This window comes from Nonomuraea sp. NPDC050022, assembly GCF_044460705.1.
In the GTDB taxonomy this organism is placed as follows: Bacteria; Actinomycetota; Actinomycetes; order Streptosporangiales; family Streptosporangiaceae; genus Nonomuraea.
Genome location: NZ_JBITKE010000001.1, coordinates 1313162 through 1335337 on the forward strand (window position 1 = coordinate 1313162; position 22176 = coordinate 1335337).

21 protein-coding genes and 2 pseudogenes are annotated in these 22176 nt (G+C 67.0%); 10 read left to right on the plus strand and 13 right to left on the minus strand.

Annotated elements, in window-relative coordinates; all coding sequences use genetic code 11:
- Nucleotides 1-520: 520 nt before the first annotated feature.
- Complete coding sequence (locus ACIBO2_RS05730; RefSeq protein WP_358537389.1) at nt 521-1117, minus strand: hypothetical protein; 597 nt, start codon at nt 1115-1117, stop codon at nt 521-523.
- A gap of 173 nt (nt 1118-1290) precedes the next feature.
- On the opposite strand from ACIBO2_RS05730, the gene ACIBO2_RS05735 reads away from it, so the two are divergent.
- Nucleotides 1291-2703, plus strand: a complete 1413-nt coding sequence (locus ACIBO2_RS05735) for a helix-turn-helix transcriptional regulator (RefSeq protein WP_358537392.1) — start codon at nt 1291-1293, stop codon at nt 2701-2703.
- Nucleotides 2681-3241: a GNAT family N-acetyltransferase gene (locus ACIBO2_RS05740; RefSeq protein WP_358537395.1), complete on the plus strand. Its 561-nt coding sequence runs from the start codon at nt 2681-2683 to the stop codon at nt 3239-3241. Before ACIBO2_RS05735 ends, ACIBO2_RS05740 begins: the two co-directional genes overlap by 23 nt.
- Nucleotides 3242-3330: 89 nt before the next feature.
- Here the strand turns inward: ACIBO2_RS05740 and ACIBO2_RS05745 are convergent, their stop codons facing one another.
- The 3 genes from ACIBO2_RS05745 to ACIBO2_RS05755 form a co-directional block, all read right to left on the minus strand.
- Nucleotides 3331-4896 carry a nickel/cobalt transporter gene (locus tag ACIBO2_RS05745; protein WP_397295561.1) on the minus strand — a complete coding sequence of 522 codons (1566 nt, stop codon included), beginning with the start codon at nt 4894-4896 and terminating at the stop codon, nt 3331-3333.
- Nucleotides 4893-6098 (minus strand): tetratricopeptide repeat protein, encoded by a 1206-nt coding sequence (locus ACIBO2_RS05750; RefSeq protein WP_397295562.1) that lies wholly within the window; start codon nt 6096-6098, stop codon nt 4893-4895. Before ACIBO2_RS05750 ends, ACIBO2_RS05745 begins: the two co-directional genes overlap by 4 nt.
- Nucleotides 6099-6260: 162 nt before the next feature.
- Nucleotides 6261-7637 (minus strand): DUF4331 domain-containing protein, encoded by a 1377-nt coding sequence (locus tag ACIBO2_RS05755; protein ID WP_397295563.1) that lies wholly within the window; start codon nt 7635-7637, stop codon nt 6261-6263.
- Between the two features lie 219 nt (nt 7638-7856).
- On the opposite strand from ACIBO2_RS05755, the gene ACIBO2_RS05760 reads away from it, so the two are divergent.
- The gene (locus ACIBO2_RS05760) at nt 7857-9572 is read left to right on the plus strand and encodes an ABC transporter ATP-binding protein (RefSeq protein ID WP_358537407.1); all 1716 of its coding nucleotides are present in this window, start codon (nt 7857-7859) and stop codon (nt 9570-9572) included.
- A gap of 119 nt (nt 9573-9691) precedes the next feature.
- On the plus strand, nt 9692-10525 hold the full coding sequence (locus ACIBO2_RS05765) for a MurR/RpiR family transcriptional regulator (RefSeq protein ID WP_397295564.1): 834 nt from the start codon (nt 9692-9694) through the stop codon (nt 10523-10525).
- Between the two features lie 119 nt (nt 10526-10644).
- Here the strand turns inward: ACIBO2_RS05765 and ACIBO2_RS05770 are convergent, their stop codons facing one another.
- Together ACIBO2_RS05770 and ACIBO2_RS05775 are read right to left on the minus strand one after the other, a co-directional pair.
- Nucleotides 10645-10815, minus strand: a complete 171-nt coding sequence (locus tag ACIBO2_RS05770) for a hypothetical protein (RefSeq protein ID WP_397295565.1) — start codon at nt 10813-10815, stop codon at nt 10645-10647.
- A gap of 68 nt (nt 10816-10883) precedes the next feature.
- Nucleotides 10884-11213 (minus strand): hypothetical protein, encoded by a 330-nt coding sequence (locus ACIBO2_RS05775; RefSeq protein ID WP_358537416.1) that lies wholly within the window; start codon nt 11211-11213, stop codon nt 10884-10886.
- A 247-nt stretch (nt 11214-11460) separates the two neighbouring features.
- On the opposite strand from ACIBO2_RS05775, the gene ACIBO2_RS05780 reads away from it, so the two are divergent.
- Nucleotides 11461-12690, plus strand: coding sequence for a transcriptional regulator (locus ACIBO2_RS05780; RefSeq protein WP_358537419.1), 1230 nt, complete (start codon nt 11461-11463; stop codon nt 12688-12690).
- Here ACIBO2_RS05780 and ACIBO2_RS05785 read toward each other — a convergent pair.
- Nucleotides 12639-13007: a transposase gene (locus ACIBO2_RS05785; protein ID WP_397295720.1), complete on the minus strand. Its 369-nt coding sequence runs from the start codon at nt 13005-13007 to the stop codon at nt 12639-12641. The genes ACIBO2_RS05780 and ACIBO2_RS05785 overlap by 52 nt on opposite strands.
- Nucleotides 13008-13058: 51 nt before the next feature.
- Nucleotides 13059-13601 (minus strand): winged helix-turn-helix domain-containing protein, encoded by a 543-nt coding sequence (locus tag ACIBO2_RS05790; RefSeq protein WP_358537425.1) that lies wholly within the window; start codon nt 13599-13601, stop codon nt 13059-13061.
- Between the two features lie 529 nt (nt 13602-14130).
- Here ACIBO2_RS05790 and ACIBO2_RS05795 point away from each other — a divergent pair.
- Nucleotides 14131-14592 carry a hypothetical protein gene (locus ACIBO2_RS05795; protein WP_358537428.1) on the plus strand — a complete coding sequence of 154 codons (462 nt, stop codon included), beginning with the start codon at nt 14131-14133 and terminating at the stop codon, nt 14590-14592.
- Between the two features lie 496 nt (nt 14593-15088).
- Here ACIBO2_RS05795 and ACIBO2_RS05800 read toward each other — a convergent pair.
- Nucleotides 15089-15274, minus strand: a pseudogene (locus tag ACIBO2_RS05800) (transposase family protein); the annotation flags it as partial.
- Nucleotides 15275-15471: 197 nt separating this feature from the next.
- Here ACIBO2_RS05800 and ACIBO2_RS05805 point away from each other — a divergent pair.
- On the plus strand, nt 15472-17115 hold the full coding sequence (locus ACIBO2_RS05805) for an IS1182 family transposase (protein WP_358537431.1): 1644 nt from the start codon (nt 15472-15474) through the stop codon (nt 17113-17115).
- Between the two features lie 22 nt (nt 17116-17137).
- Here the strand turns inward: ACIBO2_RS05805 and ACIBO2_RS05810 are convergent.
- Nucleotides 17138-17719: pseudogene (locus tag ACIBO2_RS05810) on the minus strand (transposase family protein); the annotation flags it as partial.
- Nucleotides 17720-18047: 328 nt separating this feature from the next.
- On the opposite strand from ACIBO2_RS05810, the gene ACIBO2_RS05815 reads away from it, so the two are divergent.
- Nucleotides 18048-18533 carry a helix-turn-helix domain-containing protein gene (locus tag ACIBO2_RS05815; RefSeq protein ID WP_358537434.1) on the plus strand — a complete coding sequence of 162 codons (486 nt, stop codon included), beginning with the start codon at nt 18048-18050 and terminating at the stop codon, nt 18531-18533.
- Nucleotides 18534-18772: 239 nt separating this feature from the next.
- A complete protein-coding gene (locus tag ACIBO2_RS05820; RefSeq protein ID WP_358537437.1) occupies nt 18773-19066 on the plus strand; it encodes a hypothetical protein in 294 nt (97 codons plus the stop codon).
- A 30-nt stretch (nt 19067-19096) separates the two neighbouring features.
- On the opposite strand, the gene ACIBO2_RS05825 is transcribed toward ACIBO2_RS05820, so the two are convergent.
- The 3 genes from ACIBO2_RS05825 to ACIBO2_RS05835 are packed head-to-tail and all read right to left on the minus strand — an operon-like array spanning nt 19097 to nt 21337.
- On the minus strand, nt 19097-19843 hold the full coding sequence (locus ACIBO2_RS05825; RefSeq protein WP_397295569.1) for an ABC transporter permease: 747 nt from the start codon (nt 19841-19843) through the stop codon (nt 19097-19099).
- Nucleotides 19840-20793 (minus strand): ATP-binding cassette domain-containing protein, encoded by a 954-nt coding sequence (locus tag ACIBO2_RS05830; protein WP_397295571.1) that lies wholly within the window; start codon nt 20791-20793, stop codon nt 19840-19842. Before ACIBO2_RS05830 ends, ACIBO2_RS05825 begins: the two co-directional genes overlap by 4 nt.
- Nucleotides 20794-20803: 10 nt before the next feature.
- A complete protein-coding gene (locus ACIBO2_RS05835; protein ID WP_397295573.1) occupies nt 20804-21337 on the minus strand; it encodes a PadR family transcriptional regulator in 534 nt (177 codons plus the stop codon).
- A gap of 53 nt (nt 21338-21390) precedes the next feature.
- On the opposite strand from ACIBO2_RS05835, the gene ACIBO2_RS05840 reads away from it, so the two are divergent.
- Nucleotides 21391-22077, plus strand: coding sequence for an SDR family oxidoreductase (locus tag ACIBO2_RS05840; protein ID WP_397295575.1), 687 nt, complete (start codon nt 21391-21393; stop codon nt 22075-22077).
- Nucleotides 22078-22176: the final 99 nt, after the last annotated feature.

Below are 22176 nucleotides of genomic sequence, written 5' to 3' on the forward strand. Positions count from 1 at the left end.
GTCTGCTCTCTCCACGCGGGTCTGACTGCCTGATGCCGTGGGGAGAGCGGTAATGGGAGGGTTGTAAGCGTCGTCGCTGGCGAGCGGCGGTCGCTGGCCCTCCTGCCAGATGTTGTGGATGAGGAAGGCGAGTGCGATACCGGCGTCCATGACATGACCTTCGCGTGAGGAGCCGGGGCGTTGTACGCCCCCTGGCGGCCAGGGGAAGACGGACGAATGCACATCCAGGTGTCCGCCTTCCCCGGCACGGTCGCCCAACCACGGCGAAGCGGCCAGGCTCGCGCAGTGGGGAAGAGGACGACCGAGAGGTGGATCTCGCGGCCCACAGCCGGGCTTGTCCCCGTACGTGGGCCGCGAGACGAGTCGGCGCGGGTCCGAGGAAATGGAGAGTTCGGATGGTCGGCCCGCGCCGGAGTGCACGACCGTGGAGGGGTTCGCCCCTCCGGCCGGTCGCGCCGGGACGTGGGGAGTTGCTGCCGGACCTTTCGGTGGGCAGCGTGCTGGGCCACGTCTCGCTTGCTCACCCGGCCATCTCCTGAAAGAAGCCGGGGGGAATGTGGACGACCGTGGGAGGATGCGCCGGGATGGCCTCGGCTACGGCCAGCAGCAGTTCCGGATCGACATTGAGGACGTTGCGCCACAGTTCGCGGAGGCTTCTGCCGTCGACTGGAGCGTTGACGTCCATGTCGTAGGCCGGGAACGCCCTGAACTTGCGGCCCCACGGCTCCCACATCACCTGCCAGCGGCCGTCCCACGACTCCTGCAACTGCGCGGCCAGGAGGTGGGCATTCTCGTCGCTCAGCACCTCGCTGGCGCGGTGCTGGAAGTCCTCGACGTGCTGCTGGACTACCGTGCTGGGCGTGTTCGGATCCACTCCGGGTGGCGGTGAGGTGCGGTCATCGGTCATGGGGGCCTCGGGTAGTTCTGTGCTGACTTCGCAGTCGGTTGTGGACGTGTCGTTCTTCTCGTCGGGATCTGATGTATCCACAGAAAGGTGGCGATCGTTGTCCATGTCACCGTGGAGTGCGTCGTACACCGTGTCCTGCCGTGGGATGTCTCCGGGCGGTGGGGAGCCATGGCGGTGCCGTGGGGTGCCGCTGCCGTTGCCGTTGCTCATGGCCCGTCTCCTTCCGTTCATCCCGCGCTTAAGCAGCAAACCAAGCCGCCCGAGGTAGCTCCAGAGCGGTTTCGCGGCATCAGAGGTGGCAGAAATGAAGCACCATGCCCGATGAGCAGGGCACTTGAATGGCTGGCGCTTTACGCTTGGTGGTGGCGGAGGGAGCTCAGCGCGTGGCACTGAAGCGGGTTCGGTTCATCCAGAGGCGCAAGGCCATTGGGTTGACGCAGGAGGCGTTGGCCGACGCGCTGGGTGTCGAACGTTCCACTGCCAGTCGCTGGGAGCGGGCCGAGACGGAACCGCAGCCATGGTTGCATCCCAAGATCGCCGCCCTGCTCAAGGTCACAGCGGCTGAGCTGGAGGAACTGCTGGCCGACATCGTTACGCTGCCGGGCAAGTCAGGCGACTACATCTTGCACTCGTCGGTGCCGCTGGATTTCTCACTCACAAATCAGCACACCGTAGAGATCATGGAGAGTTTTACAGGCTACGACATCGCGTCTCGGCGACAGGTGGTCGCGCAACTGGCGGTACTGGCCGGCTCCGCTTTGCTGCAACCTATACGCCAGTGGGTAGCCGGCTTGCCGGTCATACCTGTCAGCAGTGAGGCGCGCCCGGAGGCGCTAGCAGAGCTGGAACAGGCGGTAGTGCTGTTTCGGCGATGGGATGCCTCCGGCGCCGGTGGTTTGCGCCGGAAGGCCGTTGTCGGGCAGTTGAACGCTGTCACTGAAAGCCTGAACGAGCACAACTCCCCTGAGGTTACGCGGCGGCTGTTCCATGTGGCTGCCGAGCTGGCACAGTTGGCCGGATGGATGGCCTACGATCAAGGGCTCCACGGCATGGCCCAGCGCTATTACTTGCTGGCACTGCACGCCTGCCGTGAAGCGGCTGCGCCGGCACTGGGCGCAAAGATCACCGGCGATATGACGCAACTGTCTACCGCGCTGGGTAAATTTAGCGACAGTTTGAGCTTGACACGCACCGCGCTATGCAGCCTGCCGCACGGTGCGAATGATCTGGTACGCGCCGAACTGCTGGGGTTGGAAGCCCGTGCTTATGCCCAACTGGGAGAACGAGAAGCCGGGAACGCCGCGCGCAGCGCCGATGCCTGTGTTGAAATCTGGCAAGAAGCGCAAGCTGACACCCGCCCGGACTGGGTCCATTACATGAATCAGGCAGAGGTGGATTGTCTGGCGGCCAACGCTTTCACCGAGTTGGCGCTGCGAAGCACGCAGCCGGCACGTTGGCAGCAGTACGCGACGCGGGCCGAAAGCCACACCCTGAGTGCGCGCGCCAGCCGGGATGAGGGATACACGCGCAGTCGCATCTTCGATGAAGTCCGGCTGGCGAAGGTTCGGTTGGCTCAGCGTGAGCCGGTGGAGGCCGCGATCGTAGCTCACACCTCCTTGCAGATGGCCCAGCAAGCACGCTCAACACTGGTGGTGGATTGGTTCATCCGCTTGGATGGCGCACTGGTGGGCCGCTACCCCGATTGCTCCGAGGTCGCCACGTTCCACGAGCAGTTGCGGGATTACCTGCGGCGGGCCGCCCCGGCGAGGGAGTGTGAACTCGTTGCTCGCCATTAATTACCAGTCGCTCAGCAGCGAACGGGCCGCCCAGCAACTAGACGAACTCACCGAGCTGTACAGCGAGGTCTACGCCGGGCCGCCGTATGCGTGGGGGCCGGAGCACGCCCAGCTATTCCGGGAACGCTTTGAAGTGCAGCGTCAGCAAGAGGGATACCGGCTCATCACGGCAAGAGAGGACGGCCACCTCGTCGCTTTTGGTTTCGGTGTGACGCTGCAGCCGACAACGCCGTGGTGGCGCAACCTGGTGGCTCCGCTCCCCGAGGAGATCACCGCCGAATGCCCCGGCCGTACCTGGGCGTTGGTCGAGCTGTTGGTACGCGCGCCGTGGCGACGCCAGCATGTGGCCGAAACCATCCATGACATGCTGCTGACTAGCAGACCGGAAAAACGGGCCACTTTGACCGTGCTGCCAGCGGCTACGCCTGCCGTAGCTGCGTACCGCAAATGGGGATGGTACAAGGTAGGCGAGAAACGGAACCCGTTGCCGGGAGCACCGGTGTTTGCGGTCATGGTAAGAAATTTGCGCTTGGAGTGAGACGACCGCCGCGCGGCTGAGGAACGAGGTTCCCGTTCGCCCGCCGGATAGGTGCCGTCAAGGATCTTGGTCCGGAGGTCGGCCAGGATTTAGAGCGCGATGGCCGAGCGGAGGGCCAGGCCCGCGCCCAGCAGCATCACCATGCCGGCCGTGCCCAGCGGTGCCAGGGTGGACAGCCGGGCGGCGAGGCCCCGTCCCCGTGAGGCGCGGCGTTCGAGGCGGTCGACGAGCTTGACCAGCAGCAGGCCCGTCACGGTGAGTGTCGCGGCCATGCCGATGCCGTACGCGGTGACCAGCGCCACCCCGAACCAGGTACGACCCAGCGCGATCGCCCCCAGCAGCACGATGAGCGCCGACGGGCTCGGCACCAGCCCGCCCGCCACCCCCATCCCCAGCAGCCCGGCCCGCGTCGAGCCCTCGTGCCCATGCCCGTGGCCGTGCTCGTGTTCGTCCGCATGCCCGTGGCCGTGCCCGTGGCCGTGCCCGTGGCCGTGCCCGTGGCCGTGCCCGTGGCCGTGCCCGTGGCCGTGCCCGTGGCCGTGCCCATGGCCGTGACCGTGACCGTGGCCATGTCCGTGGCCGTGCCCGTGTCCGGTGGCGCGGCGGGTGGACAGGAGCAGGCGCAGGCCGATGATGGCGATCAGCACGCCGCTGGCCACCCCCAGCCACCCCAGCACCGCCTCCCCGGCCAGCGCCGTGAACGCGCTCAGCAGCAGGCCCACCACCAGCACCCCGACCGTGTGCGTGGCCGTCACCGTGGCCCCCACGACCAGGGCGTCACGCGGCCGTCCGCGCCGCCCGGCCAGGTACGCGGCCATGATCGTCTTGCCGTGTCCGGGGATCAGCGCGTGCCCGGCCCCGAGGAGCATCGCCAGGGCCACGGCCAGCAGCCCGAGCGGCACCGTGAGCGAGTCGGCGCCGATCAGGCCGGTGAACGTCCGGTCCAGCGCCGCCAGCGCGTCCCCGACCGGTCCACCGACGCTGATCGTGCCGAGCCCGGAAGTCGTGCCGCCGGAGCCGGGGGAGCCGTCGCCGGACAGGGCGGAGGCGGCGCCGCCGACGGTGACGGCGGCCGTGCGCTGGTCGAGCGGGTCGGTCAGCAGGTCCTGCGGGTACTTGCGCAGCTCGTCACTCACGCTGACCGACGGCACGGACGACCGGGTCAGCCGTACCCCGTCGCCGACGGCGGTGATCTCGCGCCAGCCGATCCGTTCCTGCTCGAACGCGTCGGTGAACGACACCGCGCCCGACACCCGGATCTCGGCGACCAGCCCGCAGGTCAGGCGGCTGGTCTGCAGACCGCCCTGCCCCGGCGCGTAGGCGAACGCCGAACGCGACACCCGCCACGGCACCGCCGTACCCCCGACGGTGAGCCGCTGGGCGGCGGCCAGCGTGGCGCAGGTCCTGGCCGCGTACGAGCCGTCCACGCCTGGTTTCGCCTGGAGCGTCGGCAGTTCCGCCGCGTCCACGACCGCCTCGTTCTCCACCCGGTCGGGCCGCAGGCGCAGTCCGTTGTAGTGGTTGACGGTGAAGTTCCCGAGCGGATGCCGGGCCACCGTCTCCGCCCGCGCCGCGGCCACGAACAGCACCGAGGCGCACGTCGACAACACCAGGCCCGCGACGGCGGACAGCAGGCCGAGCCGGAGCACCCTCATGAGAACCTCGCCAGTGCGGGCAGGGACGGATCGAAGCCCGGGGGCACGCGCGCGGGCTTGCCGAGTGCGCGCTCGATCTGGGCGCGGTGGTAGCCGAGCAGCGGGTTGCGCCAGCCGGTCGAGGTGGCCTTCTTCGCGTACGGCAGGGCCTCGCGCGGCTTGCCCGCCTTGAACAGGGCCCAGCCGAGGGCGTCGGCGGCGATGAGGTTGGGATTGCGCGCGTACTCGGCCCTGGCATGCCGTACGGCCAGCGGCGGGTCACCGTGATCGGCCTCGAACTCGGCCCAGGTGAGGTCGTCCCGCACCCCGGCGGCCCGCAGCAGCTTCCGCTGGGCCTCCAGCAGGGTCCAGTCCGGTTTCAGCCCCGCCTTGATCCGGGTCTCGCCCTGCTCGATCAGGTACTGGGACAGCGGCAGCCGCTCGACCACCCGCTGGTAGAGGTCGAGGGCCTCGGCCGTCCGCCCGCCGAGCGCCGCGACCCTGGCCTGTCCGGCGAGCGCGGGGGTGTAGGCGGGGTAGGCCTGGAGCGCCTTGGCGTACCAGCCGCCGGCCGCGGCCAGGTCGCCCGAATGCAGGGCCAGTTCGCCCAGGTAGTAGCGGGTGTAGGCGACGTCCGCCGGGGCGTAGGCGTCGTTCTGGGCGTACTCCAGGAACTTGCGCGCCCCCGTCCGGTCGCCGCGCAGCTCGGCCGCGTAGGAGGCACGGGCGAACGACGCCACGCCCGGACGCAGCCCCATCATCGCGTCCACGGCCTTCGAGGCCCCGCTCAGGTCGCCGAGCTGCGTCTTCGCGTCGGCCAGCACCCCGTGCGCCGCCGCGCTGTAGGGGTTGGCGCCGATGGCCCGCCGCGCCAGCCGTACCGCGTCGGAGAACTCGTGGCGGCCGGCGGCGAGCGCCGCCTGGCCGGTCAGGACCGCGTCATCGGCCGGGTTCAGCCGGGCGGCGGTGGCCAGGGCCCCTTGAGCCTTGGTGTAGTACGACGGGTCGCCGGTGACCCTGGCCTGGTCGACGTACTCCAGGCCGAGCTGGGCCCAGCCGCGGTAGTCGCCGGGCAGGCGCTTCAGGCGGGCCTGCAGCGTCTCCGTGAAGGTCACGGCCTGCGTGGTTCCAGTAGAGGTCGCCGGCGGGGCGTAGACGGCGTAGGCCGTGACGGCCAGCGCGCCGGCCACGACGAGGCCACCGGCAAGGGCGAGGGATCGCATCCAAGGCTCCGAAGATCGGAAGGGGTCGGCGCGGACGGGTCGAGGGCCGGCCGGCCCTGACGGGGGACAAGGCCGGCCGGCCGGGGGCGCGGCGGGAGTTTGGGAGACGGGCCCGCCGCGGGGGGACCGGCCGGCCCGGAGAGGAGGCCGACCGGTCGGGGCTCACCGCTGGTTCACAGCCACGTTGCTGGGCAGCGGGATGTACGGGAACGAGTCCAGGATGGGCTTGTCGTTCTTGTCGACCTTGTCCGTCAGACCAGGGACGAGCTTGCCGGACAGCGCGGCGCCCGCCACGGCCTGCAGCGAGATGTCCACGACGTCGTCGGACAGGCGGCGGCCGTTCGGGAAGCCCGCCAGATCACCGGCCAGCACACCGAGCCGGTTGGGGTCCTTGGACGGCGGGACCGCCATGTTGAGCCGCAGCATCTCGGCGGGCCGCAGCCGGCCGGCGTCCTTGTTGAGGGTCTGCGAGTTCAGGTCGGCCTTGATCGGCCCGTTGCCCTTGGCGATGCCGGTCAGGAAGATCTCGACCAGGTCGCCGCGCGGGGTCGCCGGCGCCTTGATGCCGTAGATGCCCTCCAGCAGCTTGGCCACCTCGGGGTCGGTGACGCGCTTGACCACCTCGGGGATGCCGGCGTCCTTGACCGGGGGCAGCGAGTTGAACGCGTCCTTCAGACCAGCCGGCATCACGACCTCGTTGACCAGCGGGTTGCCCAGGCGCGAGACCTGGACGTAGCCGTTCGGGCGCCACTTGTCCGTGGTGGACCAGATGCCGACCACCGGGTTGCGCCGGGCGTCGCCCCGGAGCGCCAGGTCGTGGGCGGGCACCTGGACGGCCAGGGTGCTCACGTTGTAGCCCTTGGTGGTGTCCTGGCCGACCTCGGACAGGTTGCCGCCGTAGAGCAGGTCGAAGACGCGCAGGTCCAGGAAGAACGCCTCGTCGGACTGGCCGGCGTAGGCCTTGCCGCCGTTCGGGAGGCTCTTGAGGGACTGGGCGCGCAGCGTGCCGTAGTCGGGCATCGAGGCGGGGCCGACGTTGCTCGGCGCGACGATGCCGTCCGAGACGAGCGTCCTGCTGCCGTCCTCGGTGATCCGCTTGAGCGTGTAGTGCTGGCGGAAGAGCAGGTTCTCGTCGTGGAGCGAGGTGACGGGCCCGTTGTTGTACAGGAACGTGGCGTTGCCGCGCCGGTCCTCATCGCGGAAGGTCCACTGGTAGACGATGTCGGGCTTGGCGTCGCCGTCGTTGTCGATCTTGATGTTGTAGCGGGACTTGGTGTCGAACGTGTAGAAGTTCGGGCCGCCCTGCGGCTCCTGGAACGGGATCCAGTTGGCCAGCAGGGTCACCGTGTCGGCCTTGTCGGGGCTGACGAACGCGTACACGTCGGTGTTGTCGTTACGCGGGTCGCCCGCGATCATCGGCGCCTCGCGGTGCGAGGAAGCGGTGCCGGAGTCGGTACGGAGCAGGGCGAACGAGGAGGCGGTCAACGCCGCCGCGACGCCCAGTCCGACTAGAGCGCGCCGGTTGATCCGGAGCTCCATGTTCGGTCCTTTCGAGAGTGCTGATCGAGATCGAGAGGTTCCGGCCGGGTTCCTCGACGGCGTATTCGTCGCAACTCCGCGAACGGATGTGTCTTCTCCTCCTCGAGAATGAGAGGTCAACGAAGGTTGACATACTTTGGTCGTCAATTTAGGTTGACGGGTGCGGATCGCGATCCGCCGTTCGTTGGGTTTTCGGGATATATCGCGAGAGGAGAAACGGTGATCAGAGAGCTGCTCGCCTACATGCGCCCGCACAGGAAGATCCTGGTACTCGGGGGGTTACTCGGCCTGGTCGGCTCGGCGGCCGGCCTGGCGATGCCGTTGCTGGCCAAGTACGTGGTGGACGCCTTCGGGCAGGATCGGTCGATGGCCGGGCCGTTGGTCGGGCTGACCGTGGCGGTACTGGTCGGAGCGGTGGTGTCGGCGCTGGGCACGTACCTGATGGAGCGCACCGGCGAGGGCATCGTGCTGGGCGCGCGGCGCCGGCTCATCGACCGGATGTTCCGGCTGAAGGTCGCCGACGTGGACCGGCTCAAGCCCGGCGATCTGCTGTCGCGGGTGACCGGTGACACGACGCTGTTGCGGGCCGTACTGACCAACGGGGTCGTGAACTCGATCGGCGCGGTGTTCATGCTGGCCGGCGCGATCATCATGATGGCGACCATGGACGGCGTGCTGCTGCTGGTCACGCTGCTCGTGGTGGTGGTGATCGGCGGGCTGACCGGGCTGGTGATGCCCAGGATCCAGCGGGCGCAGAAGCAGGCCCAGGAGGCCGTCGGCGAGATGGGCGCCGTGCTCGACCGGGCGCTGCAGGCGTACCGGACGGTCAAGGCCAGCGGCGCGGAGGAGCGCGAGATCGCGGTCGTCGGCGGCGCCGCCACGCGCGCTCGCGACCGGGGGCTGCAGGTGGCCGGATGGACCTCGCTGGCCGGGGTGGCGACCTGGATGACGGTGCAGATCGCCTTCCTGTGTGTGCTGGCCGTCGGCGGGGCGCGGGTCGCCTCGGGCGTGCTGGAGGTCTCGTCGCTGATCGCGTTCCTGCTGTACCTGTTCTACCTGGTCGCGCCCATCGGGCAGATCGTCGAGGGTATGGTGCAGCTGCAGCAGGGCCTGGCGGCGATGAAGCGGATCAAGGAGATCGAGGACCTGCCCGCCGAGCCCGTCGGCGCCACGGTTCCGGCGGCCCTCCTCGCCGCGCGGCCGGCGGGCGTGCGGTTCGACGACGTGGTGTTCCGGTACGGGGACGACCGGCCGATCGTGCACGACGGGGTCAGCTTCGAGGTGCCGCCGGGCGGGCTGACCGCGCTCGTCGGGCCGTCGGGCGCGGGCAAGTCGACGGTGTTCGCCCTGCTGGAGCGGTTCTACGAGCACCAGGACGGATTGATCACGGTCGACGGCCGGGACATCCGCGACTGGCCGCTCGCCGAGCTGCGGGCCACGCTGGGCTATGTCGAGCAGGACGCGCCCGTGCTGGCGGGCACCCTCAAGGAGAACCTGCTCTTCGCCGCCCAGAACGCCACCGAGGAGGAGCTGCGGCGCGCGATCACCCGCACCCGCCTGGACGACCTGGTCGCCAGGCTGCCGGAGGGGCTCGACACGGCCGTCGGACATCGGGGCGTGCTGCTGTCGGGCGGCGAGCGGCAGCGGGTGGCGATCGCCAGGGCGCTGCTGCGCAAGCCCAGGCTGCTCCTGCTCGACGAGGCCACCTCGCAGCTCGACGCGGTCAACGAGCTGCGGCTGCGCGAGGTCATCGCCGAGGTGGCCGCCGAGACGACCGTCCTCGTCATCGCGCACCGCCTCTCCACGGTGACCAACGCGGACCGCATCGTGGTTATGGAGGCGGGCGGGGTACGCGCGGTCGGCACCCACGACGAACTGGTGGGCCAGGACGACCTCTACCGCGAACTGGCCGCGACCCAGTTCCTGGTGAGCTAGCACTCTGGCGGTGACATAGGCGAATAACTTCATTCAGAAGGTGCATGAGCCGCCGAGCGCGGCGTCTGCATTCCGATACGGGAGGGATGAGAAGTCGGACAGATGGTGTTGGAGCTGCTGTGACAGGTGGATACCACAGTGGTCTGGCCGGGCTTCTCGACGGGCGGCGGCTCTCTCCGGTGCAGCGGCGGATCGCCCACTACCTGTCCGAGCATCTCGACGAGGCGATCTTCCTGTCCAGCGTCGAGCTGGCCGAGCGGTCAGGGGTGAGTCAGCCGTCCGTGACGAGGTTCGCCATGGTGCTCGGCTTCGCCGGCTATCCGGAGCTGCGGCAGGCGCTGCGTCCGCTGGTGCTGGGCGGGCCGCCGGAGGAGAGCCTGCTCCATGGCGCCGTCGACAATGAGATCCGTAACCTGGCCGCCGTCAGGGAGCGGCTGGCGGGCCTGCCCCTGAAGGAGCTGGGGGAGTCGCTGGCCGCCACCGAGCCGCTGCCGGTGCTGGGGCTGCGGGTCTCCTGCGGGCTGGCCACCACCTTCGCCTACTACGCGCGGCGGATCCATCCGGAAGTGCGGCTGCTGACCCACGGCGGCTCCGAGCTGATCGAGGGGCTGCACGCCGCGCGGCGGGCGGGCGCCGAATGGCTGCTCGCCGTGGTGCTGCCGCGCTATCCGGCCGAGGTCATGCACGCCCTGGAGTACGCCGAGAAGCAGGGGCTGCGGATCGCCGCCATCTGCGACAAAGCCGACTTCCCCGCCGAGGTGGTGCTCGACGCGCCGGTGGGGGACCGGCTGGTGTTCGACTCCCACGCGGCGCCGCTCACGCTGGCCATGGCCCTGGTCGAGGCCATGGCCGACGCGGCGCCGCTGCGTACCCAGGCCCGGCTGGAGGAATACGAGCGGATGGCTGACGAGACCGGCACGTTCGTCACTGCGGATCCGTCCGATCCGGCCTGACCGGCGATCCGGCGCGAGCACGCGAGCCACGCCGACACAGCGACCGCCACGGACATACCGAAGAGAGCCGCCGTTTCCCTTCTTGGAACGGTGGCTCTCTCGTGCGGGCGACCGGATCGCTACCCGGAAGCGATCGATTTCCACACGTCTTCGGTATCGCGGCGATAGCCGCGCGCTGTTTCCATCACGACGACATGACCGTTCTTGCGCTCAGTTCGTTTAATGACATACTGCCCGCCTTCGGCGCATAATTCGTATTCGACATTGCCGCGCACGAAGAATTGCTTCATTCGGCTGGCCATCCCGCGCGAGTCGTACTCAGTCCATGTCAGAGCCACTGGAACCACCATTGCTCTGTTCAGGGTTCTGCCGACGTGAATTTCAGTTGATTCGGATGTTTCGTCGGGCCGTCGATCCTGCCAAGATCATGAGACCAGCGAGGATTGCTCTTGATCAGAACATCGAATGCGACGACTTTGCCCCAACCGCCATCGGCGAGACCTTCGATCAACCAAGTCCACGCGAACATGAGATCGGTCGTCAGGATGGCGCCCGTGACGGCCTTCGGTGCTTGGTCGTCGGTATGGACTTCGATGAGGTAGACGTTCGCGATGTTCTTCGGGACATAGATCATGTTGCCGTTGATCTCAACGGCCACCTTGTCCGAGTCCGCACGCTGAGGGGACATCAGGCCACTTTCCTACTATTGGGAGATATGATCAGATCCGCCCGAATGGTTCTAATCTTGGTCATGGATCAGGACCTCACTTCCTGATCAAGGGAGCCGTACGGCGTGTCCCCCGCTTTGCGGCTCCCGCTATCTCGGCGCGTTCGCCCTTGCGAACTCAGTCCACCGTTCGGAAGCCGTGCACACATGCTGCGCCTAGAGGACACTGGAGGGCAGAAGCAGACCGCGCCGACTGAGAGGTACGTACGTGGCTTCCAAGCAGCGTCCGGCATGGGCTGAACGCTTGCGCAACGAACGGCGTAAGCGTTGGTGGTCCCAGAACGATATGGCCAGCGAACTGGAGAAGGCCGCCGATAAGCATATTCGTGCGACTCTCCCAGAACGTGCGTCAGTTATCCGCAGGATTCGCGACTACGAATCCGGCAAGCACCAACCCCGAGACCCGTACCGTCTTCTGTACTGTCGCGTGCTCAACATGAGCGAAGCTGAGTTGTACGGCGACGGACCCGTTCAAAACGGGCGACCCCCTGGGGACGTCCTCAGGGATCTATTGCGCGAGCCCGAACCGCTTCGTCCCAATGACAACCGCACGGGATCGCGTCTTGGAATCGGCAATGTCGAAGACCTCGGCGCACGGGTTCACGGCTTGCGGCTGGCTGACGACGTTCTCGCCGGTGGTGATCTGATACAGCCCGCATTCCGTGAACTCGACGCAGCGATACGGGTCTACCGAACGAGTACTTATGCGCAGGATGTTGGCCGTCGCTTGCTCTCGACTATCGGCGAGTTCGCTCAGATCGCCGGATGGGTGGCCAGCGACGCCGGACAGCACGAACAAGCGGCCCGCACATACCGGCTCGGGATCAGTGCGGCACATGAGGCCGGTGACGGAACCCTTGAATCCAATCTGATCGGTTCGCTTGCTTATCAGGTCTCTAACACGGTAGACGTTCAAGAAGGGATCGCGTTTGCCCGCGCGGCTTTGGATGCTGCCGGACCGTATGCACCGGCGCGAGCCCGGGCGCTCGCTTGGGATCGGATCGCATGGGCGCACGCTCGCGCCGACGAAACACAGCCGACCATGCGAGCACTCGGCGAAGCTGAAACGGCTCTTGCTCAACATGGCGGGGAAGACGAAGCGGGATATCTGTATTGGGTCGATCCCGGCGAATTGCAAGTGATGGAAGCACGTTGCTACACGGAACTACACCGCCCACTTCGCGCCGTTCCCCTTCTTACCGACGTGCTCGCTCGTTATGACTCGACGCATACCCGGGAACTCGCGCTCTACCTTTCGTGGCTCGCCGACGCGAACGAACCGGAGGAAGCCGCACGAGCAGCGGCGCGCATGTTCGAGCTGTCCGCCGATATCGCCAGCGATCGAACGGCACAGCGGGGGCACGTTGTCCGTGCGCGTTTGGAGTCCTACCGATACGTTCCCGAAGTGCGCCGAGTATTGGATGCATCGGGGTTCTGATCATAGCCGTCGAGTAGGTGAGGCTGGTATTGGATCTTCTTGAGTTTGCGTTTGTTGATCCGGACGAGTCCGTGTAGGTCGGCGACGACGAAGTTGGCCATGGCCCGGCGGAGCAGGGGCCAGATTCCTTCTGCCGGGTTCAGTTCGGGGGTGTAGGTGGGGAACTGATAGATGCGCACCCAGTCGGCGTTGGCCTGGGCGAACTCGGTCAGTTCCGTGGCCAGGTGGATGTTCAGATTGTCCCAGCACCACACGAGCGGGCGCCGAGCTGCATGTGGGTGGAGATGATCAGATCGCGGTGTGTTTACCTCGGACAGTCACCCTCGGGCGGGCGCCGTGTGGTGTCCAGGTTCGTCCTTTGGGCGGCCTCAGCCCCTGACCGGCCTCGTCCTCGAAGCAGATGTAGGTGCCCAGGTCCGCCGCGGTGGCTTTATGGCCAGCCACACCTGCTCTTTCCAGGCGGTGATCGCCTCTTCGTCGCGCTCCAGCGCGCATTTTACCGGCACCTGCACCGACCAGCCGTGCCGGTGCAGCAGCTTGCCGACCCCCTCGATGGTGTACCCGACGTGGAACAGCTTGCCGATCAGCGTCTTGATCCGGGCCAGCGTCCAGCGCTGGTCATTGGCGAACCCGTGCGCCAATGGCCCACGGCCCAGTTCGGCTTCCACCCGCGCCCACTGTACGGTGCTCAGCTTCTCCCGCGAGACGGGCCCCTGCGACGGCAGCGCCTGGATGCCGCCCCGCTGCCAGGCCGCGCGCCAGCGACCGACCGACCGCTCACTGATCCGTAACTCCCGCGCGATGTCCCGGGTGGACTCCCCCTCGGCGAACCGCTCGGCCGTCCGGAGCCGTAACCGCTCACGTCGTTCCTGCTCGGCGGGGGTGTGCCCGCCCCTCTGCTCGTACCTCATGGCTCCGGCATACACCAGAAACAGCAGGTAGTCACAACTCTATGACTCTACGAATTCATTCTGTGTAGCTCTCCGGGATGTGGACAAAATGTAGACACATCAATACGGAGAATTTAAACATCAATCTTTCCTGATTGCGCTGGATCAACAGCGGCTATTGACATCGCGATCTAAGCGGGATGTCTTTGCGATCATCGGCTGTACCACCAGGGACGACAGTTCCCAAAACGACAGGAGGCACTTTATGTGGAGCGGCATTAGACGCTTCTTATTGGTTGCACTCGCCATATTCGTTGGGCTCGTGGCGACTGAAGGGCCAGCACTCGCGCATGCAATCCGGACGTACGGAACCCTCTACAAGTCCACCGACCTCTGCACTAAAGGCAGGATCTCGATGGACCACAGCAGCAGCGCGCCCGGAGGCTGGATCGATACAACAACCTATTCGGAGACTCGCACGTTCACTGGCGGCACCTGGGTGCAGTGCGGAACCCCATGGATCCGACCCTCAGGCAACATCCGAGTCTCGATGAACATGTGGGTATGGTCGGGCTCGGGTTCGACCTTCTACCTCTGCGACACGTTCGGATGGATATACAACACCGCCAGCGTAACACGAATCACGTTCTCCAAGCAGTATGCCGATCCCCCTTGCGGCGATAATTACTATCTCTCGCAAGGCTTCTTCGAGGTGAAGAACAGTTCCTGGTACGGGGGCGACTACATGAGCGACGACAACCATTACTATCCGACGACCGCCCTGGCTCCCTCGTCTCCGAAGGCCGCGGCTCCACCTTCGCTGCCCGACTTCAGCAAGATGCCAGCTAAGGTCCAAAAAGCGGGACTCGACGGAAAACCACTCATGGACGCACAAGGAAATCCCGTTCTCGTTGACCTGCGCCCATCGAGCGACATGAATACAGCAAACGTTCAGCGTGAGCTGCGGACGGATGAATCAGGGCAACTCGAGGAGAGGGTTACCCTGCGCTAACGCTATAAGCATCTCCAGCCCATGCTAGGCTGCGGACTCCATCCCGGCCTAGCATGGAGCTTCATGTTTATAGGTACTTTGCGGTTGGTAACATCGGAGGAAGGAAGTTTGGCGAACTCTCGATGCACTCCTGCAACGTACGACCCATTTGCGAACGGAAGGTAACTTCCGTACCTTCAAGGAGGGGTTATGCCGGAGAAACGTAGGCCATCTGAACACTCGAAGCCAGGGGGTTTTACCCCCAGTCCGGATCAAGCTCCCGTGATGGGCAGGGATGGTCAGCTCCTTCTGGACGAAGACGGCAACCCCATCATGCGTGCCGTCCGGCCTCACGAACATGGCGACCATAGCGAGCATCTCGAAAGGAGCTTCGAGGGGCTCGCTGACGGCGGCCTCGAGGAGAGGGCAGAGGATAGGCAACGCCCGAAGGAAAGATAGCGCAAGTCTCTCCTCGAGATGAATGATCACTGACTCTTTTCCATCCTCGCGCGGCGTGTGTGATGCGGTGGTTTTGAAGGACGGCGATGGCCTTGCACAGGTGGCCGGTCTTGCTGGGGCTGCAGCGTAGCTTTCGCAGGATGCGCCAGCTTTTGAGCTGGGCGTTTGCGCGTTCGCCGGGTCCGCGAAGGCGGGCGTGGGAACGGTTGGCCCGTTTCTGGGACTCGGGCTTGTTCTTGCCCTTGACCCTGCTGGCTAACTCGCGGCGTGTATGGTGTGGTTCGTGATCTGCTGGGTCAGGTGGATCATGAAGGGCGGCCGTCATTCCCTCATCCCGGCTGCGTTTGGGGTGTTTCGGTGTCTGTGCAGCCATGTCCGTGGCCGGAGCCGTCGCCGTTGGTGGCTGAGGCGATCCGAGCGATGTATCGGGGGCGGCGGGAGATGCCGTTACCGGTTCGGGTGCGGGATGAGCTGGGCGAGTTGTTCGCCGATGAGCAGTTCGTGGCCGCGTTCGGGACGGAGGGGCGGCCGGGCTGGTCTCCGGGCCGCCTGGCGTTGATCACGGTGTTGCAGCGGGTGGAGAACCTGACCGATCGGCGGGCCGCTGAAGCGGTCCGGACGGATCTGTCGTGGAAGTACGCGCTGGGGCTGGAGCTGGACGATCCGGGGTTCGACGCGAGTGTGCTGAGTGAGTTCCGGTCCCGGGTGATCGCCCATGGGCTCGAAGAGCGGGTCCTGAACCTGCTGCTGGAGACGCTGCAGGCCAAGGGACTGGTGAAAGCGGGCGGGAAACAGCGCACCGATGCCACGCATGTGATCTCGGCGGTGCGAGACCTGAACCGGGTGGAGCTGGCCGGCGAATGCGTGCGGGCCGCCTTGGAAGCTCTCGCCGCAGCCGCGCCCGGCTGGGTGGAAGAGGTGCTGGAGGTGCCGGGCTGGGCGGATCGGTATCGAGCACGAGTCGACTCCTGGCGGCTGCCGGCCTCCGAGACCGCGCAGGAGCAACTCGCCCGGGCCTACGGCGCTGACGGGTACGCGCTCTGCGCGGCCCTCTACGCGCCGTTCTCCCCTGCCTGGCTGCGGGAACTGCCCGCGGTGCAGGCGTTACGCGTGATGTTGATCCAGAACTTCGTCCGGACCGTTGATGCCCGCGGGCGGGAGGTGGTCGAACGGCGGCGGCCCCTGCGCGACGGCGGAGCGGGGCTGCCGCCCGGCAGACACCGGCTGGCCTCGCCCTACGATCCAGACACCCGCTGGTCGGCCAAAGCCGACGTGTTCTGGAACGGCTACAAGGTCCACATCAGCGAAACCTGCGCCACCAGCAGGAACGACGAGGACGGCGACGCGAGCTCGCCGCCGAACCTGATCACGAACGTGGCGACGACCGACGCGACCGTCGCGGACATGGCCATGACCGCCTCGATCCATCAAGGACTCCAGCGGCGGGATTTGCTTCCGGCCGAGCACTATGTCGATTCCGGATACGCCACAGCCGAGCTGATCGTCTCAGCCCGTGATCTTTACGGGCTGGCCCTGGTCGCACCGGTGCGGTTCGACTCCTCGCCCCAGGCCCGCGCCGCTACCGGATACGGCCGGGCCGCGTTCACCATCGACTGGACCGCGAAGCAGGCCACCTGCCCCCAAGGACAGACCAGCATCTCCTGGACTCCGACCATCCAGCGCGGCCTGGACACCATCGTGGTCAGATTCTCGGCGAAGACCTGCACGCCCTGCCCCGCCAGGACCGAATGCACCAGCAGTAACAGCGGCCGACGCCAGATCACCCTGCGCCACACACAAGCCCAGCAACAAGCCCTCGACGCCGCCCGCACCCAGCAGAGCAGCCAAGACTGGCAGCGCAAGTACAAGATCCGCGCCGGAGTAGAAGGCACTATCCGGCAAGCCATCGCCATCACCGGCATCCGCCGAGCCCGCTACCGCGGACTCCGCAAAGTCCACCTCGAACACGTCATCTCAGCTACTGCTCTCAATCTCACCCGGCTCGATGCCTGGTGGAACGACCACCCTCTCGACAGCACTCGTACCAGCCACCTCGCCCGCCTCGATCAGACCCTCGCCGTCTGAACCCAAGTTAGCCAGCAGGGTCGCCCTTGTACGGAGTGACGAGCGGGCCCTCGGCGCCCTGGTACGCCTTGTCGGCCAGGGTGACGATTCCGGCCTGCTCCAGCGCGCGCAGGATGCCCCAGAGCCGGGCGGCGCTCAGGTCATGGGCCTTGCCCGGCAGCGCGCCCGAGGTCCACAGGATCGTCCCGTCCGGCGAGGCGATGACCTGGACGTTCATTCCGTGCACGCGATGCTTTCCGGAGAAGTACGGGCGGTCTGCTTTGACCCGGTCGGTGTGGATCAGCGTCCCATCAAGCACCAGGTAGTGCAGCCCGTCCCGCTTGGCCTTGCGCAGTGCCTGCGCGAGCTTGGGCGAGCGGGCTGACAGCAGCATGACCGTCTCTTCCACATACCGCCAGGCGGTCACCGTCGACACCCCGAAACCTGCTCCCAACTCGGCGAACGTCTCGCCTTTGCGCAGATAGACCAGTACCAGCAGGGCTTGCTGTCCCGGGTCGAGCAGCCGCCAAGCCGACCCGATTACCTTGCGGTGCCGGCGGATCAGGCCCGCGACGTAGTTCAGGGTTGAGAGCGACAAATCGACCGCAGCACGGTAGAAAAGCATCCGAGGCCCCTGGTTGTGACGGATGGATTGTGGTGATCAACCCGTCTACCAGGGGTTTCGCTATGCGGTCAGGGGAACACCGACCTCGGGATCATGCTGTGACCGCCACGCCGCTGCCAGGGGATGAAAACGGCTCACTGGGACAGAAGTCGAGACGACTGAGTGCGCTGAGTGACGCCTCGATTGGGGAGAGCGGTCAGCGGGCTGATGCGGCGATAGAGCCGACGGAGCGCGGCACATAATCACAATGCACTCCATAGTGCACCAAACCAACGCATGCACAGGCTGAGGCCGTGACGATCCGCTGAATCGGATGTACGACCGAGGCATGCGGTATGGGCAGAGGGGCGGGTACACACCCGCCGAGCAGGAGAGGCGGGGACGGTTGCGGCTGGAGGCGGCCGGGTGGTTAGAGACTGGGCAGTCCGCCAAGGACATCGCCCGTGACCTGCGGGTGCACGAGCGGACGGTGGACAGGTGGCGCAAGGCATGGCGGGATGGCGGGATCGAGGCGCTGCGGTCCAAGGGGCCGGTGTCACGAGAGAAGCTGGCGTCGGCGCAGTGGGCGCGGCTGGAGAGCGAGCTGGGCCGGGGACCGCTGGAGCACGGGTTCGGCGATGACCAGCGCTGGACGCTGGCCTGGATCAAGACGCTGATCGGCAAGCTGTTCCACGTCGGGTACACCATCGAGGGGGTCGGCAAGCTGCGGCGGCGGCACGGCTGGTCGTGCAGGTGCAGGTGCCGGTGCAGCGCGCTCTGGAGCGCGATGAGGGGGCCAACGACGCCAGGCGGCAGGAGGTGTGGTCGGTGGTAAAGCCACCGCGGCGGACCTGGGCACCTACATCTGCTTCGAGGACGAGGCAGGTCAGGGGCTGAGGCCGCCCAAAGGACGAACGTGGACGCCGCGGGGCGCCCGCCCGGTGATGACCGTGCGTGACAGGAGGGCTGGTCGGGTCAACATCGCCGGTGTGGTCTGCTACCGGCCCGGGCAGCGTCCGCATCTGCTGTACAAGCTGCTCATCTACCACGGCCGCAGCCGAATGGCTGCTCGCCGTGGTGCTGCCGCGCTATCCGGCCGAGGTCATGCACGCCCTGGAGTACGCCGAGAAGCAGGGGCTGCGGATCGCCGCCATCTGTGACAAAGCCGACTTCCCCGCCGAGGTGGTGCTCGACGCGCCGGTGGGGGACCGGCTGGTGTTCGACTCCCACGCGGCGCCGCTCACGCTGGCCATGGCCCTGATCGATGCCATGGCCGACGCCGCGCCGCTGCGTACCCAGGCCCGGCTGGAGGAGTACGAGCGGATGACCGACGAGACCGGCACGTTCATCACCGGCGATCTCCCCTGACCGGTTCCGGCCTTAATGGTAGGACCGGGGCTAACCGGCGATCCGGCGTAGCGATCGCACCGACCAGGTCACCGTCAGCGCGGCCAGCACCAGCATGACCGCGAACGCGATCGGGATCGACGCGTCGGTCAGATTCCCCGCGAACAGCGCCCGGCCCGCCACCACCGGGTGGTACATCGGATTGAACACGGCCACCTTCCGCATCCACTCCGGCGCCAGCGTCATCGGCAGCAAGGCCCCCGACAGCAGCATGACGGGCAGGGCGAAGAACTGCATGATCTGCGCCATGCCGTTCTCGTCCCGCAGCGACAGCGCCAGACCGTACGCGATGCCGGAGGAGAACAGGCCGGTCACCGCGATGAGCAGCACCATGATGGCGAGTCCGGGCAGGCTGGCGTGCATGCCCATGACCAGCGCGATCACGATCACCACGACCGACTGGAGCATGAGCACGACCCCGTCGCGGAGTGTGCGGCCGAGCACGATCGACGGGCGCCAGGCGGGGCTGACCGCGATGCGCTCCAGGACGCCGCTGCGCAGCTCGTAGATCATGCCGTAGCCGACGCCGATCGCGCCGAACAGCGCGGTGATCACCAGCATGCCCGGCGCGAAGCTCGTGAGCTGCGCGGAGATGGGCTGTCCGGCGGCACCCGCCACCAGCGGGCCGAACAGCAGCAGGTACACCACCGGCTGGACGATGCCGAACAGCGGCCAGATCGGGTTCCTGAACGTGTCGCGCAGCTCGTACGCCAGAAAAAGCAGCGTGTGGCGGATCATGCGGCGGCTCCGGTGTCGCGCAGGGATCGGCCGGTCTTGGCCAGGAAGACGTCGTCGAGGGTGGCGCGGTCGAGCGCGATCGAGGACAGGGCGAGGCGCTGCTCCTGCAGCGCCCGCAGCAGTGTGGGCAGGGTGTGCTCGCCGTCGTCGACGTACACACGCAGCACGTCGTCGTCGACGCGCGTCTCGCGGGCGTACGGCTTGAGCGTCTCGGCGGCCCGGTCCGGCTCGTCCAGCCTGAGCGTGACGACGTCGTCGGCGACCTCGCGCTTGAGCTCGCCCGGTGTGCCATCGGCCACCACCAGGCCGTGGTCGACGATCACCAGCCGGTCGCACAGCGCGTCGGCCTCGTCGAGGTAGTGGGTGCTGAGCAGCACGCTGGTGCCGAGCTCGCGCAGTTGCCTGATGCGGTCCCAGAGGTTGGCCCGGTTCTGGGGGTCGAGCCCGGCGGTGGGCTCGTCGAGGAAGAGCAGCGGCGGGCTGTGCACCAGACCGAGCGCGATGGCCACGCGCCGCTTCTGGCCGCCGGAGAGCGTACGGCCGGGCCGGTCGGCGATCTCCGTCAGGTCGAACCTGGCGAGCACGTCGGCCGTGGCCCCGGCCGGGTCGGGCACACTGTGGATCTTCGCGGCCATGATGATCTGCGCCCGTGGCGTGGTGTTCTCTTCCACCCCGCCGGCCTGGCTGACGTAGCCCAGGTTGCGCCGGACGGCGCCGGGCGCCTTGAGCAGGTCGTGCCCGGCGACGGTGGCCGTGCCGGCGTCGGGCGTGATCAGTGTGGCGAGCATTCTGATCGTGGTCGTCTTGCCGGCGCCGTTCGGGCCGAGGACACCGAAGATCTCGCCCTTGCCCACCTGGAGGTCGACGCCACGGACCGCTTCCACGGTCTGGGTGCCCTTCCTGCTCCTGGTGGTGAATGTCTTGCGTAAGCCATGCGCATCAATGATCATTTGCGGCTCCTTACGGTAGTTCGTCGTTCTCGACTCTGATGACCGCCTTCTCCGCCCAGTCGAGGTGTGCGGTGAGCATGGCGACGGTCAGGCGAAGGTTCTCGTCGACATGCCGGGGAGCGCCGTAGCGCTGCTTGACGCCGTAGATGCTCTCCATCGTCTCGATCGACATCCTGAGCTGCCGGATCCTGCCGCCGAGCGCGTCGAGGATCTCCTGCTTGGACAGGCGGTCCATGAACGTGAGCGCCACCTGGAAGGGATCGATGATCGGCCTGACGTCGTACCAGGTCTCGAGCAGCTGGCGGTGGAACTCCCTGCGGCCCGCCTCGGTGATCTCGTAGACCGTCTTGCCGCCCTTGCCGCTCTCGATCACCTCAAGCAGGCCCTCTTCGGCCATCTTGCTCAGCCCGTGATAGATCGAGCCGAACGCCACGTTGGCCCAGTGCTCCGCGCCCATCACCTCCAGATGCCGGCGGACCTGATATCCGTTGAGCGGCTTGTCGAGGAGGCAACCGAGGATGAGCACACGGGTTGAAGAAGACATATACAAGTTTGTAGTCAAATTTGAACCCCTGTCAAGGTCATAAACTGAGCCGCATGACTGAACGACCGATCGCGCTGGTCACCGGCGCCTCCCGTGGTGTCGGCGAAGCGATTGCCAGGGCACTGGGGCCCACGCACCACGTCATCCTCGGCGGCCGCGACCATGACGCGCTGGCCGCCCTGGCGGCCGAACTGCCCGACGCCAGAGCGTGGCCGGTCGAGCTGACCGAGGTCACCGAGGCCGACGTGGCGGGCGTCGAGCGGCTCGACCTGCTGGTGCACAGCGCCGGCATCGGCCTGCTCGGCAAGGTCGCGGAACTGAAGACCGACGTGTGGCGCAGGACGATGGAGCTCAACGTGATCGCCGTCGCCGAGCTCACCCGGCTGCTGCTGCCCGCGCTCAGAGGGGCCGGCGGTCACGTGATCTGCGTCAACTCCGGCGCCGGGCTCCGGGCGAACCCCGGCTGGGGCGCCTACGCGGCGAGCAAGTTCGCGCTGCGGGCCTTCGCCGACGCGCTGCGCCAGGAGGAGGCCGAGCTCAGAGTGACCACCATTTTCCCGGGCCGGGTGGACACCGACATGCAGCGCGGTGTCCGTGAGCAGGAGGGCGGCGACTACGAGCCCGACAAATACCTCAAGCCCGAGTCCGTGGCCCGCGCGGTGCTGGCCATCGTCAACGCCGGGCCCGACGCGCACCTGACCGAGCTCACGCTGCGGCCCAGCGCGGGCCCGGTCAACTGAATGGATTCATTCACTACCGCGTTCTCGCCCCCGCTGGGGTCGTACGCGGTCCCACCGGCGTGTCCCACTCCCCGGACGAGCATGCCGAGCAGGCAGACT

What these genes read in the sequence shown, in the direction of transcription:
- ACIBO2_RS05730 (WP_358537389.1), bottom strand. Translation starts at nt 1,117, where the DNA reads ATGAGCAACGGCAACGGCAGCGGCACCCCACGGCACCGCCATGGCTCC.
- ACIBO2_RS05745 (WP_397295561.1), bottom strand. Translation starts at nt 4,896, where the DNA reads ATGAGGGTGCTCCGGCTCGGCCTGCTGTCCGCCGTCGCGGGCCTGGTG.
- ACIBO2_RS05750 (WP_397295562.1), bottom strand. Translation starts at nt 6,098, where the DNA reads ATGCGATCCCTCGCCCTTGCCGGTGGCCTCGTCGTGGCCGGCGCGCTG.
- ACIBO2_RS05755 (WP_397295563.1), bottom strand. Translation starts at nt 7,637, where the DNA reads ATGGAGCTCCGGATCAACCGGCGCGCTCTAGTCGGACTGGGCGTCGCG.
- ACIBO2_RS05770 (WP_397295565.1), bottom strand. Translation starts at nt 10,815, where the DNA reads ATGAAGCAATTCTTCGTGCGCGGCAATGTCGAATACGAATTATGCGCC.
- ACIBO2_RS05775 (WP_358537416.1), bottom strand. Translation starts at nt 11,213, where the DNA reads ATGTCCCCTCAGCGTGCGGACTCGGACAAGGTGGCCGTTGAGATCAAC.
- ACIBO2_RS05790 (WP_358537425.1), bottom strand. Translation starts at nt 13,601, where the DNA reads ATGAGGTACGAGCAGAGGGGCGGGCACACCCCCGCCGAGCAGGAACGA.
- ACIBO2_RS05795 (WP_358537428.1), top strand. Translation starts at nt 14,131, where the DNA reads ATGAACATGTGGGTATGGTCGGGCTCGGGTTCGACCTTCTACCTCTGC.
- ACIBO2_RS05805 (WP_358537431.1), top strand. Translation starts at nt 15,472, where the DNA reads ATGCCGTTACCGGTTCGGGTGCGGGATGAGCTGGGCGAGTTGTTCGCC.
- ACIBO2_RS05815 (WP_358537434.1), top strand. Translation starts at nt 18,048, where the DNA reads ATGCGGTATGGGCAGAGGGGCGGGTACACACCCGCCGAGCAGGAGAGG.
- ACIBO2_RS05825 (WP_397295569.1), bottom strand. Translation starts at nt 19,843, where the DNA reads ATGATCCGCCACACGCTGCTTTTTCTGGCGTACGAGCTGCGCGACACG.
- ACIBO2_RS05830 (WP_397295571.1), bottom strand. Translation starts at nt 20,793, where the DNA reads ATGATCATTGATGCGCATGGCTTACGCAAGACATTCACCACCAGGAGC.
- ACIBO2_RS05835 (WP_397295573.1), bottom strand. Translation starts at nt 21,337, where the DNA reads ATGTCTTCTTCAACCCGTGTGCTCATCCTCGGTTGCCTCCTCGACAAG.
- ACIBO2_RS05840 (WP_397295575.1), top strand. Translation starts at nt 21,391, where the DNA reads ATGACTGAACGACCGATCGCGCTGGTCACCGGCGCCTCCCGTGGTGTC.